The organism is Microbacterium ureisolvens, from assembly GCF_019511645.1.
GTDB lineage: Bacteria > Actinomycetota > Actinomycetes > Actinomycetales > Microbacteriaceae > Microbacterium > Microbacterium ureisolvens_A.
Window position 1 is genome coordinate 64,002 of record NZ_JAEUAX010000002.1, and the last position, 17,270, is coordinate 81,271.

The 17,270-nt window shown below is 70.2% G+C and carries 15 protein-coding genes and 2 tRNA genes; 8 read left to right on the forward strand and 9 right to left on the reverse strand.

Annotation, left to right across the window (positions count from 1 at the left end; translation table 11 throughout):
- Positions 1-32: 32 nt before the first annotated feature.
- Both JNB61_RS04530 and JNB61_RS04535 read left to right on the forward strand, forming a co-directional pair.
- Positions 33-194, forward strand: a complete 162-nt coding sequence (locus JNB61_RS04530) for a hypothetical protein (protein WP_220338863.1) — start codon at positions 33-35, stop codon at positions 192-194.
- 19 nt (positions 195-213) lie between these two features.
- Positions 214-1,167 (forward strand): helix-turn-helix transcriptional regulator, encoded by a 954-nt coding sequence (locus tag JNB61_RS04535; protein ID WP_220338864.1) that lies wholly within the window; start codon positions 214-216, stop codon positions 1,165-1,167.
- 109 nt (positions 1,168-1,276) lie between these two features.
- Here the strand turns inward: JNB61_RS04535 and JNB61_RS04540 are convergent.
- The 7 genes from JNB61_RS04540 to serS form a co-directional block, all read right to left on the reverse strand.
- Positions 1,277-1,365: transfer RNA gene (locus tag JNB61_RS04540), tRNA-Ser, on the reverse strand.
- Positions 1,366-1,458: 93 nt separating this feature from the next.
- The gene (locus tag JNB61_RS04545; RefSeq protein ID WP_220338865.1) at positions 1,459-2,742 is read right to left on the reverse strand and encodes a diguanylate cyclase; all 1,284 of its coding nucleotides are present in this window, start codon (positions 2,740-2,742) and stop codon (positions 1,459-1,461) included.
- Positions 2,743-2,915: 173 nt separating this feature from the next.
- Positions 2,916-4,166, reverse strand: a complete 1,251-nt coding sequence (locus JNB61_RS04550) for an LCP family protein (RefSeq protein WP_223214630.1) — start codon at positions 4,164-4,166, stop codon at positions 2,916-2,918.
- Between the two features lie 80 nt (positions 4,167-4,246).
- Entirely contained in the window at positions 4,247-5,533 is a 1,287-nt protein-coding gene (locus tag JNB61_RS04555) for an LCP family protein (protein ID WP_308291204.1), read from the reverse strand.
- A gap of 53 nt (positions 5,534-5,586) precedes the next feature.
- Positions 5,587-5,671 (reverse strand) — tRNA-Ser (locus tag JNB61_RS04560).
- Positions 5,672-5,821: 150 nt separating this feature from the next.
- Positions 5,822-6,730: an HAD family hydrolase gene (locus JNB61_RS04565; RefSeq protein WP_159841563.1), complete on the reverse strand. Its 909-nt coding sequence runs from the start codon at positions 6,728-6,730 to the stop codon at positions 5,822-5,824.
- Complete coding sequence (gene serS, locus JNB61_RS04570; RefSeq protein WP_220338867.1) at positions 6,727-7,992, reverse strand: serine--tRNA ligase; 1,266 nt, start codon at positions 7,990-7,992, stop codon at positions 6,727-6,729. The genes JNB61_RS04565 and serS overlap by 4 nt, the downstream gene beginning before the upstream one ends.
- Positions 7,993-8,089: 97 nt before the next feature.
- Here serS and JNB61_RS04575 point away from each other — a divergent pair, with 97 nt between their 5' ends.
- From JNB61_RS04575 to JNB61_RS04590, 4 genes are all read left to right on the forward strand, one after another.
- Complete coding sequence (locus tag JNB61_RS04575) at positions 8,090-9,541, forward strand: diacylglycerol/lipid kinase family protein (protein WP_223214631.1); 1,452 nt, start codon at positions 8,090-8,092, stop codon at positions 9,539-9,541.
- A gap of 73 nt (positions 9,542-9,614) precedes the next feature.
- Complete coding sequence (locus JNB61_RS04580; RefSeq protein WP_220338868.1) at positions 9,615-10,970, forward strand: cryptochrome/photolyase family protein; 1,356 nt, start codon at positions 9,615-9,617, stop codon at positions 10,968-10,970.
- 72 nt (positions 10,971-11,042) lie between these two features.
- Positions 11,043-11,684 (forward strand): NADPH-dependent F420 reductase, encoded by a 642-nt coding sequence (locus JNB61_RS04585; RefSeq protein ID WP_220338869.1) that lies wholly within the window; start codon positions 11,043-11,045, stop codon positions 11,682-11,684.
- A gap of 57 nt (positions 11,685-11,741) precedes the next feature.
- Entirely contained in the window at positions 11,742-12,812 is a 1,071-nt protein-coding gene (locus tag JNB61_RS04590) for an LLM class flavin-dependent oxidoreductase (protein ID WP_220338870.1), read from the forward strand.
- 4 nt (positions 12,813-12,816) lie between these two features.
- On the opposite strand, the gene pheA is transcribed toward JNB61_RS04590, so the two are convergent.
- Entirely contained in the window at positions 12,817-13,797 is a 981-nt protein-coding gene (gene pheA / locus JNB61_RS04595; RefSeq protein WP_220288608.1) for a prephenate dehydratase, read from the reverse strand.
- Positions 13,798-13,990: 193 nt separating this feature from the next.
- On the opposite strand from pheA, the gene pgm reads away from it, so the two are divergent.
- Complete coding sequence (gene pgm / locus JNB61_RS04600; RefSeq protein ID WP_220338871.1) at positions 13,991-15,634, forward strand: phosphoglucomutase (alpha-D-glucose-1,6-bisphosphate-dependent); 1,644 nt, start codon at positions 13,991-13,993, stop codon at positions 15,632-15,634.
- Positions 15,635-15,796: 162 nt separating this feature from the next.
- Here the strand turns inward: pgm and JNB61_RS04605 are convergent, their stop codons facing one another.
- Complete coding sequence (locus JNB61_RS04605; protein ID WP_159841549.1) at positions 15,797-16,078, reverse strand: GlsB/YeaQ/YmgE family stress response membrane protein; 282 nt, start codon at positions 16,076-16,078, stop codon at positions 15,797-15,799.
- Between the two features lie 177 nt (positions 16,079-16,255).
- Here JNB61_RS04605 and JNB61_RS04610 point away from each other — a divergent pair, with 177 nt between their 5' ends.
- Positions 16,256-17,230 carry a DUF6807 domain-containing protein gene (locus tag JNB61_RS04610; RefSeq protein ID WP_220338872.1) on the forward strand — a complete coding sequence of 325 codons (975 nt, stop codon included), beginning with the start codon at positions 16,256-16,258 and terminating at the stop codon, positions 17,228-17,230.
- The last annotated feature ends 40 nt before the right edge of the window (positions 17,231-17,270 follow it).

Here is a 17,270-nt window from a genome sequence, read left to right on the forward strand (position 1 = left end):
GCGTGATGTGGATCAGTCGTAGCGTGTGCGGTGTGGCAACGACCGGCTGGTCCCGCATGCCCGCGCTGAACCCGGCATGGGTCGATGCCTTGATGTTCACCGCCGACTCGCCAGAGGGCCGCCACGTCGTCGCCGAGCCGGAACCGCCGGCCCACACCGCCGACACCGGCGATCTGCCCGAGTTGGACGTGTGACCCGGCGGAGGAGCTCACGATGCCGACCACTCACAGCAGTGGCGACCAGGCGGACGCGGCGGTCGCCGCCCTCGAGACCTACTTCCCCGGGGTGCAGGTCGGATCCGATCAGGGCACGCCGCTGCAGTTCTCGATGACCGCGTCGTCCCTGCCGCAGGGCGTCAGCGTCCTCGATTTCACGATCGGCGGACGGCCGCTGACCACCCGGGTCAACGACACCGGCGGGTTCATGTTCGCTCGAGCGGTGCAGTTCGACGGCGATATGACGCTGGGGCGCGCAGACGTGGACGCCGCCCAGCCGTACATCATCCATCCCGGGTTGCACAGCCGGTACGACGTCGCCCACGCCCAGGTGCTCGCCATAGATTCCGACGCCTTCCTCAGCCGACTGGGGGAACGCGTCACACGGGGCTCCGGCAGCTTCCAATTCACCGGGATCGGCCCGCGCACCCCCGAGTACGGGAAGTATTGGGACGCGGTCGTCGTCACCGTCGCGCACGCGATCCGCACCGGAGCGGTCGACGATCCACTGGTCGCGTCGAGTCTCCTCGACCTCGTCGTCACCTCCAGCCTGGCGTGCTTCACCCACACCTGGGACGATGCGTCCGCCGAGACGCTCCCGACGCTTCCTGCCGCGGTGAGGCGCGCCCGCGCGTTCATCGACGACAACGCGCACACCCCGATCGCGATGACCGACATCGCCCAGGCGGCTCGGATGAGCGTCCGCGGCATCCAATACGCGTTCGCCCGTGAACTCCAGATGACACCCGCGGAATACCTGCGCCGCGTCCGGCTGACCCAGGCGCGGACCGCACTGTTGACGGGGAACCCGTCGGCCGGCGACACGGTCGCCGCGATCGCCCGCTCCTGCGGGTTCGCCCACCCCGCCCGGTTCGCTGCGACCTACCGCAGCCAGTACGGGGAGAACCCTTCCGACACCCTCAGACGGACCGGGAACGGGCACCCGCTCTGACCACGCCGTACATCGATACGGCGCACCGCGCGACCGGCCGCCGCTCGAGAGGACCTCGGCGAGGCCGATACCAGCCCTCTAAACTAGCTCGATGACCGGGGATTTTCTGCGGAGACGGAGGGATTTGAACCCTCGGTCCCCGTAAGGGGACTCCACCTTAGCAGGGTGGTGCACTAGGCCTGACTATGCGACGTCTCCAGGCATCCAGCCGCGAGAGCGCAGATGCACCCAGCAATCATAACCGACACCGGCACCCCTTCTTGCACGGCCAACCCCTGACGCTCGAGCGGCTCAGCCGGCGGAGGCCACCTGGTTGCCGCCACGCGCCTTGGCGAGGTACATCGCCTGGTCGGCACGACGGATGAGCTGATCGACGCTGCCGGCGTCCGATGGCCCGTTCGGATGGGCGATTCCCATGCTCGCCCCGATCGGGAGCGATTCAGGCAGGAACTCGTAGGCCGCCTCCACGGCCCGGCGAAGGCGTTCGGCGATCTCGACGGCGGCGCCTGCTTCGGCGGTGCAGACGACGACGAACTCGTCTCCTCCATACCGGGCGACGACATCGCCTTCCCGAAGGTTGGCCTGCAGACGCCGCCCCACCTCGCGCAGCACCTCGTCGCCGACCTCGTGCCCGAGGCGGTCGTTGACGGCCTTGAAGCCGTCCAGGTCGATGAAGATCACCGAGGCGTGCGACAGATCGGTCAGGGCGCCGAGCTCCTCGAGACTGCGCCGGTTCGGGAGGTCCGTCGTCTCGTCGTGCATGGCGGCATGCTCCAGGCGGCGCTGCAGCCGCACCGCCGCGAGCTTCTGGGCGGCCTGACCCGCGAGGGCCTCCGCCAGCGGCGTCGCCTCGTCGTCGAAGATTCGAGGATGCCGGAAGAAGCAGGCGAACACCCCGGCGGCCGTGCCGTCCAGATGCAAGGGCGCTGCGATGAACGCATCCACTCCGGCGTGCCGCATGGCGGAGGCGACGAGCGGGGAGAGCCGCTCCGCGTCGGCCTCGCCGCTGACCTTCACAACTTGGCGGAGTTGCACCGGCGCCGCCGACACGAGCGACTCGGGCGTGAGGTCCTGGAAGGGGTTGGTGCCCGCGGTGCGGCGCAGCACGCCGTCCTCACCGAAGAGCGCCACCGCCGACTCCTCCGCCTGATAGGCCTGGGCGGCGGTGATGGCGAGGACCTGGCTCAGCCCCTCCTCGGTCGTCGCCGTGGCGAACGCGATGGAGGCGTCCATGATGAGCTGCAGCCGGGTCTGCGTACGATCCGCGAGCCCGTGAAGTCGCCGCAGCCGCTTGCCTGACGCGTAGCGGTCCGATGCCTCGATGCCGGTGACCACGGATCCGTGGTCCTGCGGCTCGCGCACGACGATCAGCACGCGCTCGGGATCCGCCACGCTCGCCATGAGAACGGTGTTCGTGTCGTCGAGGAAGTCGGGCACGACGACCAGCAGCTCATCCAGGACGCGGCCGACCGGATCCACGCCGATCCACCGGCGGAACCACCCGTTCGCCTCGATGACGCGATCGTCGGCATCCAGCTGGAAGACGGCGGCCGGAAGGGCGTCGACATCAGGCACGATCATCGGCTCCTCCCCCGCGTCGGGCGCGCAGGGCGCGTGACGAATCTAGCCGACTCCGATCCGCAAGCGACGGCAACTGTACAGATTGCGAATATCAGTGCCACTCCCGGGCGCGCCGCCGCGCAAGACAGCCGGCACGGTCGGCGATCGGTGCGATCGGCACCGCCGCGCTACCTGCCCTCGGGCACGGTGCAGGTGGTCTGAGCGGCAGTCTGCCCGGCGATGTCCGACGGCAGCTCGACGCGCGTCTCAGCCGCCGGTGTCTCGGTGACGGGTGCTTCAGCTGCGGGCGTCTCAGCGGCGGGGGTCTCGCCGGCGGCTTCGGTCGCCGCGGGCGTCGACGCCGGCTCGGGCTTGACGGCCTCGCCGGTCACCTCGACGCCGTAGCCCTGGCTGGCGTCGCCGGTGAGCGTCAGAGGCTGGTTGGCCTTGAGCGCGTCGAAGAGCACCTTCGCAGCATCCTTCACCGGTATCACCCGGCTGGCACCGTCGCCCGAGGCATAGCGCGTCGGGTACTGCACGAAGACGATGTCCTCGTACGGCACATCCTTGACGGCCATCGCGATCTGCACCATGAGCGTCGGGTTCGTGAGCCCCGAGCTCAGCACGAGCTGCTCCTGCTGAACCTGGTTGATGGCGGTGGTCGCGAGGTTCAGCAGCGTCGCGGGATTCGCGAGCACCGAGTCGGACTGGAGCTTGCGCACCATCGACGACATGAACTGCTGCTGGTTCGAGATGCGGCCGAGGTCGGATCCGTCGCCGATGCCGTGACGGATGCGCAGGAACTGCAGAGCCTCCGCGCCCTGGAGCGTGTGCGTGCCGGCCGTGAGATGGAGGCCCGTGTGCGAGTCGTCGATGTCGCCCGCGACGCAGACGTCCACCCCGCCGATCGCGTCGGACATGTTGATGACTCCGGTCCAGCGGATCGCCGCGGCGAAATCGATCTCGTCCTCGATGAGGGACTCGATCGTGAGCACCGTGCAGGCGAGCCCGCCGTACTGGTACGAGGCGTTGACCATCTGCGACGACATGGCGGAGTAGCTCCCGCTGCCGTCTTCCTTCGGGCACGACGGGATGGGCACGAGCATGTCTCGCGGGAACGACACGACCGTCACCCGGCGCGGCTCGTCCGAGATGTGCACGAGCATCGTGACGTCGTTGCGCTCACCCTCCGTCGCCTTGGCCTGGCACGCGCCCGAGAGCGCGGCGTTCGCACCCTCGCACGAGTCGGTGCCGACCATGAGGATGTTCACGCCGCCCTCGATCGCGCCGAGCGACGGCGGCAGGGGCTTGTCCTCGTCGAGCACGACGGCGTTCGCCGTGATCGCCTGCGTCGCATCCCACACGTTGTAGGCCGCGATGCCGGCCGCGCTCACACCGAAGACACCGAGCACGACTCCGAGCATGGCGACGACGGTCATGAACGGATGCCGCGACTTCAGCGCCCCGTGGCGCGCAAGGGGCGTCTGGCCCTCTCTCGAGGGCCGCTTCGGCGACGCCATCAGCCGTTGGACCTGACGTTGCCGGCGGAGCAGGTCTGCTGGGCGGCGTTCTGCCCGGGGATGTTGTCGGGGAGGGCGACCGCGGTCTCGCTGGGCGCAGGCGTCGCCGAGGGATCGGCGGTCGCCGTCGGTGCGGGGTCGGCGGGCGCCTCGGTGGGCTGCGGGTCGGCCACGATCACTCCTCCGGTGAGCTCCTGGTCGTGGGTGACCTCGATCGGCTCGTTCGCCGCGAGCGCCGCCCACAGCTCCGTCGCCGAATCGTAGTCGGGCACGACGCGATTGACGTCAGCAGGGTCGGTCAGCACCGGGTACTGCACGAACACGATGTCTTCGAACGGCACGTCCTTGACCGCGAGCGCGATCTGCACGAGCGTCATCGGGTTGGTCAGCGACTCGCTCGGCGTGATGTTGTCGACCGCCGTCGCCGCGAGCTTGTACAGCGTGGCAGGGTTCGACAGCACCTCGTCGCTCACGAGCTTTCGCGCGAGGCTCGACATGTACTGCTGCTGGTTGCTGATGCGGGCCAGGTCGCTGCCGTTCTGCAGGCCGTGGCGGGTGCGCAGGAACTGCAGCGCCTCGACGCCCTGGATCGTTCGGGGCCCGGCCGGCCAGTTGATGGCGGTGTACTTGTCTTTGATGCCGCCGTTGCCGATGCAGACATCCACACCGCCGATCGCGTCGGTGATGTTGATGACGTTGCCGAAGCTGACCTTCGCGGCGAACGGGATGTTCTGCCCGCTGAGCTCCTTGATCGTCTTCGCGACGCAGGAGAGTCCGCCGAAGCTCCACGCCTCGTTGATCTGCGTCTTGCTCGTGGCCGACGTGGTCGAGCCGTCTTCGCGCGTGCACGACGGGATCGGCACCATGAGATCGCGGGGGAACGACACCACCGTCACCCGGCGCGGGTTGTCGGAGATGTGCACGAGCATGTTGACGTCGTTGAGCTGCCCGTCGGCGTCGGCGCCGGTGCAGCGGTCACCGAAGATGTGGGCGAACTCCGGTTCGCACTCATCGGTGCCGACCAGGAGCACGTCGACGCCGCCCTCGATCGCGCCGATGTCGGGCGGGACCGCTCCCTGGCCCTCGAGCTCGACGGCGTCCTCGGTGAAGCTCGTCGTCAAGTCCGTGGCGGCATACGCGGCGACGCCGGCACCCGACACCAGCACGACGGCGGCGATGATGCCGACGAGCTTCAGGACGAATCCGAACGGGCTCGGCGACGGCAGCTCACCGTGGCGGGCCACCGTGCGGCGGCCGCGCCTCGTGGGCTTGTGCGTCGAGCTCACTCGGTTCCTTTCGGGGACAGCTTCTCACCGTTCGCCCACCGGCACATCTTCTGCGGAGGGTGTGGGATTCGAACCCACGGGACATTGCTGCCCACTGGTTTTCAAGACCAGGTCCATCGGCCGCTCGGACAACCCTCCCGACCGATGCCGCCCCGAGGGGAGGCATCCGTCGAACAGGCGTCGAGTCTAGCCGACAGCACTGTCGCCTCATTCTTCCAACGACGCCTGGCAATCATCTGAGGGACGCGCGCTTTCCCTCGTGTGCCGGGCCGGCGGCTGCCGAAGCGGTCAGAGGCGGCGCAGCACCGCGGCCACGCCGCCCTCGTGCACCGAGTCGGTGACCTCACCGGCGGCGTCGCGTACTTCCTGCGGTCCCTGCGCCATCGCGACCGCGCGGCCGCCGTTGTCGAGGGCCCAGCGGAACATGCCGACGTCGTTGCGGCCGTCGCCCATCACGAGCACGTGCGCGGGATCGATGCCCAGCTCGGTGCGCACGAGTTCGAGGCCGGTGCTCTTGTCGACGCCCTTCGGGGCGATGTCGAGCCACGCCGTCCAGCCCACCGCGTACGAGACGTGGTTGAGGCCGATGCGCTTCACGAGGTCGACGAAGTCCTGCTCGACCTTGTCGGGCGAGACGACGACCACGCGGCACACGGGCTGGGCGCCGAGCTCCTCGAACGGCACCCGCCGCGCGTGGGTGAGGTTCCAGTCCTCGAGGTACTCGGTGTACAGGCGCTGCCCGTCGGCGAGCTCGACGAGGTACCGCGCGTCGGGAAGGTGCACCCGCAGCTGCTCGAGCACCTCACGCGGATCGAAGGTCTCGACATGCCAGCGGTCGTATCGCAGCTCGTCGGCCTCGACGCGCTTGAGCACGACGGCGCCGTTCGAGCACACGACGAACTCGGGCGCGATGCCGAGCACGCGCACAATGCCGCGGGTGCCCTCCCAGCTGCGTCCGGTGGCGACCATCACCTCGTGGCCGGCGCGGTGGGCGTGCTCCACGGCGTCGACGACGCCGGGGCTCAGCGATTCGTCCTCGAGGAGCACGGTGCCGTCGATGTCGAGGGCGATGAGCAGCTGCTCGGTCGCGACGGCGGGGTTCTCGGTGTCGCGCGCCACCTGCTCGACGAGCTTCGCGGCCTTCTTCGGCGCGACGACCTTGATCGATCCGGTCTTCGGCAGGTGCGCTTCGCTCACGCGATCGGCTCCATCACCTCGAGCCCGCCGAGGAACGGTCGGAGAACCTCGGGGACCGTGACCGAACCGTCCTCTCGCTGGTGGGTCTCCAGCAGCGCGACGATCCAGCGGGTGGTCGCCAGGGTGCCGTTGAGCGTCGCGACCGGCTGCGTCCTTCCACTCTCGGGCCGGTAGCGGATGTCGAGCCGGCGCGCCTGGTACGTCGTGCAGTTCGAGGTAGAGGTGAGCTCGCGGTAGGCGTTCTGCGTCGGGACCCACGCCTCGACGTCGTACTTGCGGGCGGCGCTCGAGCCCAGGTCGCCGGCCGCGACGTCGATCACACGGTACGAGAGGCCGAGGTCCTGCAGCATCCCTTCCTGCATCGCGACCAGGCGCAGGTGCTCCGCCTCCGCCTCCTCCGGAGTCGTGTAGACGAACATCTCGAGCTTGTTGAACTGGTGCACGCGGATGATGCCGCGGGTGTCCTTGCCGTAGGAGCCCGCCTCGCTGCGGTAGCAGGTCGACCAGCCGGCGTAGCGCTTCGCGCCGCGCGTCAGGTCGAGGATCTCGTTCATGTGGTAGCCGGCGAGCGGCACCTCGCTCGTGCCGACGAGATAGAGGTCGTCGTCTTCGAGGTGATAGACCTCCGCCGAGTGCTTGCCGAGGAAGCCGGTGCCCTGCATGACCTCCGGACGCACCAGGGTCGGCGGGATGATCGGCGTGAAGCCGGCCTGCAGCGCCCGGTCGAGGGCGAGGTTCATGAGCGCGATCTCGAGCCGGGCGCCGATGCCGGTGAGGAAGTAGAAGCGGCTGCCCGACACCTTGGTGCCGCGCTCCATGTCGATGGCGCCGAGCTTCTCGCCGAGCTCGAGGTGGTCGCGGGGCTCGAAGCCGAACGCCGGGATCTCGCCGTGGGTGCGCAGCGTGATGAAGTCGTCTTCGCCGCCGGCGGGCACGCCCTCGATCACGATGTTCTCGAGGGCGCCGAATGCCTCGGCGGATGCCTCTTCCGCCGCCGCCACCGCGTGCTGGGCCTGCTTCACCCGCTCGCTGAGCTCCTTGGCCTCTGCGACGAGGGCCGCCTTCTCCTCTTTCGGCGCCTGCGCGACCTTCTTGCCGTGGGCGTTCTGCGCCGCGCGGAGCTCTTCGAAGGCGGTGATGGCGGCGCGTCGTGCGCGGTCGGCGTCCACAGCGGCGTCGACGGTCTCGGGTGACTCGCCCCGCGCTTCCTGCGAGCGCTTGACCAGCTCGGGATTGTCGCGAAGCAGCACGGGATCGATCACCCTGCAAGCTTAGTCGGCGCCCGCAAGCGGACACCCGGACTGTCAACCCCCACCCCGGATGCCCCCGCGCGGCGATTCGGGTCCTAATCTGTACCTCATGGCGGCGGCATCCGGATCGGGCGAAGACCTTCCCAGCGACGACGCACCCGTCGCCGACGCTCCCGTCGACGACGTTGCGACCGGTGAGATCCCTACCGACCTCGCTCCGCATCCGGCCGACGCCATCTACGCCGACGGTCCGTCGACCTCCGAGCTCGACCTCGCTGAAGTGACAGCCGAGGGGACGGATGCCGCGGCGCCGGCCTCCGCCGAAGCCCCGGCGTCCGCCGCGCAGGCGTCGGAAGTCCCGGCGTCCCCCGCACCCGGCGCCGGCGAGGGCAAGGGTCCCGACGGCGAGACGCGCGTGAAGGAAGGCCAGAGCCGACCCGACCCCGAGTCCGCGGCCGCACCCGACGAGGTCATCCGCGAGCCGGGGGACGTCGGCTCCGACACCACGGACGACGACGGCGGCGAGGCCCGCCGCGTCGGCCCCGGCGGCGAGACGCGCCCCATGGGCAGCACCGGCCGCCCCACCCCGAAGGCGGCGCTGGTCTACAACCCGATCAAGGTCGACGCCGATGCGCTTCGCGCCACCGTCACCCGCCTCGCGTCGGAAGCCGGCTGGTCGGAGCCGCTGTTCTATGAGACGACCGTCGACGACCTCGGCGACGACGTCACGCGCCAGGCGCTCGATGAGGGCGTGAACACGGTGCTGGTCGCCGGCGGCGACGGCACCGTGCGCGCGGTTTCGGAGGCGATGAGCGGCAGCGGCGTGCCGATGGCGATCGTGCCCAGCGGCACCGGCAACCTGCTGGCCCGCAATCTGAAGCTGCCGCTGACGGAACCCGACGCGATGGTGCGCGCCGTATTCGACGGCGACACCCTGGCGATGGATGTGGGCTGGACAGAACTCGCCCGGCCCGACGGCACCACCGCCGAGCACGCGTTCGTCGTGATGGGCGGTATCGGGCTCGACGCGGCGATGATCGCGAACACCAGCCCGCAGCTGAAGAAGACCGTGGGCTGGGTGGCCTATGTCGACGGCGCGGCGCGCGCGTTGCCGAGCGCCAAGCCGTTCCGCGTCGTGTACGAGCTGCCGGGCCACCGTCTGCACTCGTCACGTGTGCAGAGCGTGCTGTTCGCCAACTGCGGCAAGCTCCCGGCGGGCCTCGACCTCATCCCCGAGGCATCCGTCGCCGATGGCGCGCTCGACATCGTCATCTTCCAGCCCAAGGGCATTTTCGGCTGGCTGTTCGTGTGGCGCCGCGTCGCGTGGGACAACAGCTTCCTCCGCCGCTTCCGCGCCGGCCGCCGCGTGCTGTCGCTGCGCACGAAGGACAACGCAGTGGTCTACTCGCGCGGCGCCGGAATCGAGCTCGCGGCGCACGAGGCGCAGCCTGTGCAGCTCGACGGCGACGAGTTCGGTGAGGCGCTGTCGGTAAAGACCCGGGTCGAGCCCTCGGCGCTCCTGGTCGTCGTCCCCAGAGGACACACCACCGACGGTCTCTGACGATCCCGTCGAGCGACTTTCCCGCGGAAGTCAAGGCTCGGCGCCCTCACCCGCCGACCGGCAGGATGGGCCCATGGCCGGCCCCTCGATCGTGTGGTTCCGCGATGACCTCCGCCTCGCTGACAACCCCGCGCTGCGCGCCGCGATCGATCGCGGCGAGCCGATCATCGCGCTGTATGTGCTCGATGAGGAGTCGCCGGGAGTCCGCGCGCTCGGCGGCGCCGCACGGTGGTGGCTGCACCACTCGCTCGCCTCGCTGGACACGCGACTGCGGGAGCGCGGCGCGCCCCTCGTTCTGCGGCGCGGACCGGCCGAGCGCGTGGTGCGCGATCTCGTGACGGATGCTGCGGCCGGCGCCGTCTTCTGGAATCGACGCTACGGCGGGCCCGAGCGCGACCTCGATGCGGCGCTGAAGGCGGGCCTGCGGGACGAGGGCGTCGAGGTCGCGTCGTTCGCGGGCTCCCTCCTCTTCGAGCCGTGGACCGTGAAGACCGGCGCCGGCACCCACTTCTCGGTGTTCACCCCCTTCTGGCGCGCGTGCCTCGCGCTGCCGTCGCCTCGGGCACCACTGCCCGAGCCGCGCGTGCTCGACGGCGTGCGCCGGGGCGCAGCATCCGATTCCCTCGATGATTGGGGTCTTCTCCCCCGCGAGCCGGACTGGGCGGGCGGGCTGCGCGAGAGGTGGGAGCCGGGCGAGCCGGCTGCGCGACGGCGTCTGCGGGAGTTCCTCGAGCAGGATCTCGCGGCCTACGACCGGGCGCGGGACGAGCCGGCGGCCGGTGCCACGTCCCTCCTGTCACCCCGACTGCGATGGGGCGAGGTGAGCCCGCACACCGTGTGGCACGAGACGGTCGAGGCCGGGCACGGCGGGCGGTTCCTCTCGGAGCTCGGGTGGCGCGAGTTCGCGTGGCACACGCTGTTCCATTTCCCGGAGCTCGCGACGAAGAACCTGCGGCCCGAGTTCGACGCGTTCCCGTGGCCGCGGCTGAGGCCCTCGCACCTCGAGGCATGGCAGCGGGGGCGCACCGGCGTCCCGCTCGTCGACGCGGGCATGCGCGAGCTCTGGACGACCGGCTACATGCACAATCGCGTGCGCATGGTCGCGGCATCCTTTCTCATCAAGAACCTGCTCATCGACTGGCGGCGCGGCGAGGAGTGGTTCTGGGACACGCTCGTCGACGCCGACGGGGCCAGCAACCCGTTCAACTGGCAGTGGGTCGCAGGCTCGGGCGCCGATGCGGCGCCGTACTTCCGGATCTTCAACCCCGAGCTGCAGGCGAAGAAGTTCGACGCCGACGGTCACTACGTGCGCGAGTGGGCGCCCGACGCACTCGGCGATGACGCTCCGGAGCCTCTCGTCGATCTCGCCGCGTCGCGCACGGCCGCGCTCGACGCGTACGAGCACGTCAAGCGCGCCGCGCGCTCCTGACGGCGGCGCGCCGATCTCGCCGTGTGACCGACACACGGAATGGGATGCCGCGCCCCGCGGTTGCGGCTCGACATGACCACGATCGGAATCATCGGTGCAGGACACATCGGCAGCGCGCTCGCACGCGCCTTCTCGGGACTCGGCTACGACGTCGTGATCTCGAATTCCCGCGGACCCGAGAGCCTCGCAGGGCTCGTCGAGGACCTGGGACCCAAGGTGAGCGCGGCGACGGCCGTCGACGCCGCCGCGGCGGCTGACATCGCCGTCGTGACGGTGCCGCTCAAGGCGCTGAAGGACGTCCCGGTCGAGCCTCTGGCCGGCAAGATCGTCCTCGACACCAACAACTACTACTTCGAGCGCGACGGTCACATCGACGCCCTGGATCGGGGCGAGGCGACGACCTCCGGGCTCCTCCAGCAGCACCTGCCGGCGTCGAAGGTCGTGAAGGCCTTCAACCACCTCTACGCCTCCGACATCAACGCGGCCGGTCTGCCCGCAGGCGACCCCCAGCGCCGTGCGCTGGGCACCGCGAGCGACGACGCCGACGCCATCGAGTTCGTGACCGGAATCTACGACGCACTCGGCTTCGACACCGTGAGCGCGGGTCCGCTCAGCGAATCCTGGCGCCTCGAGCGCGACCGTCCCGCCTACGTCGTCGCCCAGACCGCCGACGAGCTGCGCGACAACCTCGCGAAGGCGAACCGCCTGCCCTGACGCGCTCGGACCGCGGATCCGGAATGCGGATGCCGGGGTGCGTGGTTGCAGACGACGATGAGCACTGCGAGGCACGCCCCGGCCCTGTCCGTTCTCGACCTCGTCCCGGTGCGCACCGGCCAGACGAGCGCACAGGCGGTCGCGGCATCCCTCTCCCTCGTGGACGCGGCGGATCGGCTCGGCTATCGCCGCTACTGGTTCGCCGAGCATCACAACATGCCGGCCGTCGCCTCGACGACCCCGCCGGTGCTGGCGGCCGCGGCCGCCGTCCGCACGTCGCGCATCCGGCTCGGGTCGGGCGGGGTCATGCTGCCGAACCACTCCCCGCTGGTGGTCGCCGAGCAGTTCGCTGCCCTCGAGGCGCTCGCTCCCGGACGCATCGACCTGGGGCTCGGCCGTGCGCCGGGCTCCGACCCCGTCATCACACAGCTGCTGCGTCAGAGCGGCACCACGAGCGACGTCGAGCGGTTCCCCGACCACGTGCGCGACATCCTCTCCCTCGTCGCTCCCGACGGCGCGTCGCTGCGGTTCACCTCGGGCGGCACCTACGACGTGCACGCGACCCCCGCCGCGACGAGCACCCCCGAGGTGTGGCTGCTCGGCTCGAGCGACTACTCGGCGCAGCTTGCGGCGTCGCTCGGACTGCCGTACGTGTTCGCCAACCACTTCTCGGGCGAGGGCCTGGAGCGCGCGCTCGAGCTCTACCGCTCGGCGTTCGTGCCCTCCGAGACGCTCGCGGCGCCGCGCACCTTCCTGACGGCGAACGTCCTCGTCGCGCCGAGTCAGGACGAGGCCGAGGCCCGGGCGCTTCCCAACCTGCGCATGACCGCTCGGCTGCGCACCAACCAGCCGCTGGTGCCGCTCGAGACGGTGGAGCACGCCCTTGCGAACGCCGCGGACTTCGCCGGTCTCGGCGACACGTTCATGGCCTCGGCCCGCGCGAAGTGGTTCGTCGGCACGGCGTCGGCCGTAGCATCCGATCTTCGCTCGTTCGCGGCCAGGCACGGCGTCGACGAGGTCATGATCTCGCCCATCGCCGGCTCGTACGAGGCGGAGCCGATGGATGCCGCGCCCGGGCGCCTGCAGACCCTCGAGCTGCTCGCCGCGGAGCTTCAGCCGGCGCTCTGAGCCGTCAGTCCTGTGCTTCCGGCTCGCCGGAGATGAGCCCTCGCAGCCAGTCGCGCGCCTCGACGAAGACGTCATCGGCGTAGCGCTCGGGGTAGCGGACGACGGCGCGGTCGGCGCGGGGGTACGACCCGAGGAACGTCACGCGCGGGCTGAAGCGGCGCAGGCCCATCAGGGCGTCGGCCATGCGCTCGTCCTCGAGGTGCCCGTCGGCGTCGACGACGAAGCGGTAGCGGCCGAGCTCGTCGCCGATCGGGCGCGAGGCCAGCAGCGACAGGTTGATGCCGCGGGTGGCGAACTGCTCGAGCATCTCGAGCAGTGCGCCGGGGTGGTCGTCGGGCAGCTCGACGATGAGCGAGGTCTTGTCGGCGCCCGTGGGGGGCGGCGGCACCACGGTGCGGCTCACGAGCACGAAACGGGTCACCGCGTTGGGGTTGTCGCCGATGTTCGAGGCCAAGAGCTCGAGCTCGTGGTGCTCGAGGATCCCGGGAGGGGCGATCGCGGCATCCGCGTCGCTCGACCCGTCGAGAAGGCCCATCGCGCTCGCGACGTTGCTCGCCGCCGGGACGTGCGCGTGGGCGGGGAGCGTCTCCGAGAGCCACTGCAGGCACTGCGCGTAGGCGACGGGGTGCGCGGCGATGAGCGAGACGTCCTCGAGCCGTGCGCCGGGGCGGCCGACGAGGACGAACTCGACCGGCACGAGGTACTCCCCGACGATGCGCAGTCCCGGCACCGTCGCGAGGGCGTCCTGCGCGGTCGACACGCCGCCGTCGACGGAGTTCTCGATCGCGATCATCGCGGCGTCGGAGCGGCCTTCCACGACGTCGGCGAGCGCTTCGCCCACGTTGCGCACCGGCCGCCACTCCTGGCCGCGCGCCTCCGGCACCTGTGCCAGCGCCGCCTCGGTGAACGTGCCCGCAGGCCCCAGGTAGCTGTACGTGCGGCGGCGGGGAACGGATGCCTCGGCAGAGGCGACCTCGGAAGTCACGCGTGCCAGCCTAGCCCGGGCCATGTCCACCCGATTCCGTGCGTAATTCAGGATGGACGCGGTGCGACATCGACTCGACCCGCGGAAATCCGGGGGCGGTGCCGATCGCACACCGCGCTCATCCTGAATTGCGAACGGGAGGCCGGTGTCATGGACCGTGCATGGCGGGCCGCGGACAGGCAGACTGGGACGCATGACTCGCGCAGGACAACCCGCCGAAGCATCCGACCTCATCGACATCGATGAGCTGATCGCCGCTTATTACGACGTCACGCCCGACCCCTCCGTCCCCGAGCAGCGCGTCGCGTTCGGGACGAGCGGTCACCGCGGCTCGTCGCTGTCGGCCAGCTTCAATGAGACCCACATCCTCGCCACGACGCAGGCGATCGTCGACTACCGCAGAGCGCAGGGCATCCGAGGACCGCTCTTCCTCGGCCGCGACACGCACGGCCTGTCGCTGCCGGCCGAGCGCAGCGCCATCGAAGTGCTCGTCGCGAACGGCGTCGACGTGCGGGTCGACTCGCGGGATTCGTGGGTGCCCACCCCCGCGCTCAGCCACGCGATCCTGACCTACAACCGCGGGAAGGATGCGGCGGACCCGGGCCGCGCCGACGGCATCGTCGTGACGCCCAGCCACAACCCGCCGCGCGACGGTGGCTTCAAGTACAACCCGCCGAACGGCGGCCCCGCCGACACCGACGCGACAGGCTGGATCGCGAACCGCGCGAACGAGCTCATCGCGGCGAACCTCGAGGGCGTCGCCCGCACACCGTTCAAGGATCTCGACGCCGACACCCTGGGCCAGTACGACTTCCGCGACGCCTACGTGCGCGACCTCGCGGACATCATCGACGTCGAGGCGATCCGCAACGCCGGCGTGCGCATCGGCGCCGACCCGTTGGGCGGTGCGTCCGTGGAGTACTGGGCGCTCATCGCCGAGGTGCACGGCCTCGACCTCACGGTGGTGAACCCCGATGTCGACCCGACGTGGCGCTTCATGACGCTCGACTGGGACGAGAAGATCCGCATGGACCCGTCGTCGCCGTCGGCGATGGCCGGCCTCATCGGCCGCCGCGAGGAGTACGACATCCTCACCGGCAACGACGCCGACGCCGACCGTCACGGCATCGTCACCCCCGACGCCGGGCTGATGAATCCGAACCACTACCTCGCCGTCGCGATCGACTACCTCTACTCGCACCGGCCGCAATGGCCGACGGATGCCGCGATCGGCAAGACCCTCGTCAGCTCGATGATCATCGACCGCGTCGCCGAATCGCTCGGGCGGGCGCTGCTCGAGGTTCCCGTCGGGTTCAAGTGGTTCGTGCCCGGACTGCTGGACGGATCGGTCGCCTTCGGCGGCGAGGAGTCCGCGGGCGCTTCCTTCCTCCGCAAGGACGGTTCGGTGTGGACCACCGACAAGGACGGCATCCTGCTGTGCCTCCTGGCAGCCGAGATCCTCGCCGTCACCGGCAAGACGCCGTCGCAGCGGTACGCGGAGCTCGAGGCCGAGTTCGGAGCCTCGGCGTATCAGCGTGTCGACGCACCGGCATCCCCCGCGCAGAAGGCGGCGCTGGGCAAGCTCGCACCCGAAGCGGTGACGGCGACCGAGCTCGCCGGCGAGCCGATCACCGCGAAGCTCTCGCACGCGCCAGGCAACGGTGCGGCGATCGGCGGCCTCAAGGTGCAGACCGAGCACGCGTGGTTCGCCGCACGTCCGTCCGGCACCGAGGACGTCTACAAGCTGTACGCCGAGTCGCTGCGCGGCCCCGAGCATCTGGCGCAGGTACAGGCAGAGGCCCGCGAGGTGGTGTCGCAGGCGCTCGCGGGCGCCTGATCGGGGGATCCGGAGAACCGAGCCCTCACTGAAAGCGCGAACCCACACGACAACGCGTGTGGGTTCGCGCTTTTCGGCGTGGTTTCGCTCACCTTGCGCCGCAACGACAACGCCCGGGCCCGTGCGAGGGAGCGCACGGGCCCGGGCGGAGTGTGGTGGGTATCAGGCGCGGTTGACGCCGCGGCGGCGCGTGAAGAGCACGTAGAGACCCAGCACGATGATCGAGCCGAGGATCGAGCCGATGATGCCGGACGGCTGCAGGAAGCCGCCGTTGGGGTCGCTTCCGAACAGCAGGAAGCCGAGGAATCCGCCGACGAACGAGCCGACGATTCCGAGGACGATCGTCAGCAGGATGCCCATGCTCTGCTTGCCGGGGATGATGGCGCGAGCGATGAGGCCGGCGATGAGGCCGATGATGATGAGGCCGAGGATGGTCCAGAGCATGTCTCTCTCCTTCTGTCTCGTGGACTGGGGGGTGCGGGGTCTCGTGTGAGATGTCGAAGACGCTATCGCCGCCTTTGCGCGCGGGGAGGCCTCTACCGCTCAGGGCCTGCGGGCGGTACATTATGCATCCGCAAGGTTCGGCAAGCGTTTTCCTGAGATCTGGGACACAATGGGACGGTGACCGACCTCACCCTCCGCCTCGACCAGGCCGACCTGACCGTCACCGTCCCCACGGCCCGTCCACGCGCCGTTGGCGCGTCGCGCGGAGCCTCCGGCCGCGTGGGCCCGGCCGGCGTCGACATCGCGCGCTACGCGTTCGACCCCGGCGGGCCGATCTCGGAGGGCCCGAAGCCCTTCCTGCACCCGCTGCGAACCCTCGACGGTGCGCTGCTGACGGGCTTCCGTCCGTGGGATCACCGGTGGCACAAGGGCCTCCAGATGACCTGGACTTACGTGTCGGGCCAGAACTTCTGGGGCGGCAACACCTTCCGGCCGGAACACGGCGACTACGCGCTCCTCGACAACGTCGGCTCCATCCGCCATGACCGCTTCACCTCGGTGATCGACGCCGGGCCCGAGGTCTCGTTCACCGAGGACCTCACGTGGATCACGCAGGGTGGCGACGGGTGGCTCGCCGAGACTCGCACGCACCGCTTCCACGGGGTCGACGCCGACCGCGGCCTCTGGATGCTCGACTTCTCGACGACGCTGCGCAACGTGTCGGGGCGCCGGCTCGAACTCGGCAGCCCGACGACCGAGGGACGACCCGGCGCCGGTTACACCGGCTTCATGATCCGGATGCCTCGTTCCTGGACCGGCGGCCGCGTCCTGGCGGGCGGCCTGCCCGACGACGCCGGCGACGTCGGCGTCATGGGTCGTGTCGCGCCGTGGGTCGCCTTCTCGGGCGAGCATGATGAGGTCGACGGCGGAGCCACGATCCTCGCCTTCGCGGGCTCCTCTACGGGCGCTCCGCCCATCCGCTGGTTCGTGCGCAGCGAGCCGACACCGGTGCTGGCGCCGTCGCCCTCGTTCGACGAGTACGTGGTGCTGGCCCCGGGCGACGAGCTGTCGCTCACGCACCGCCATGTCTTCGGCGACCGGGTGTGGACCCCGTCCGAAACGCGTGCGCTGGCCGAGGAGCTCGCGCCCTAGCCGAAGCGAGGGGGCGCCACCGGCCCTCACCGTAGCCCCC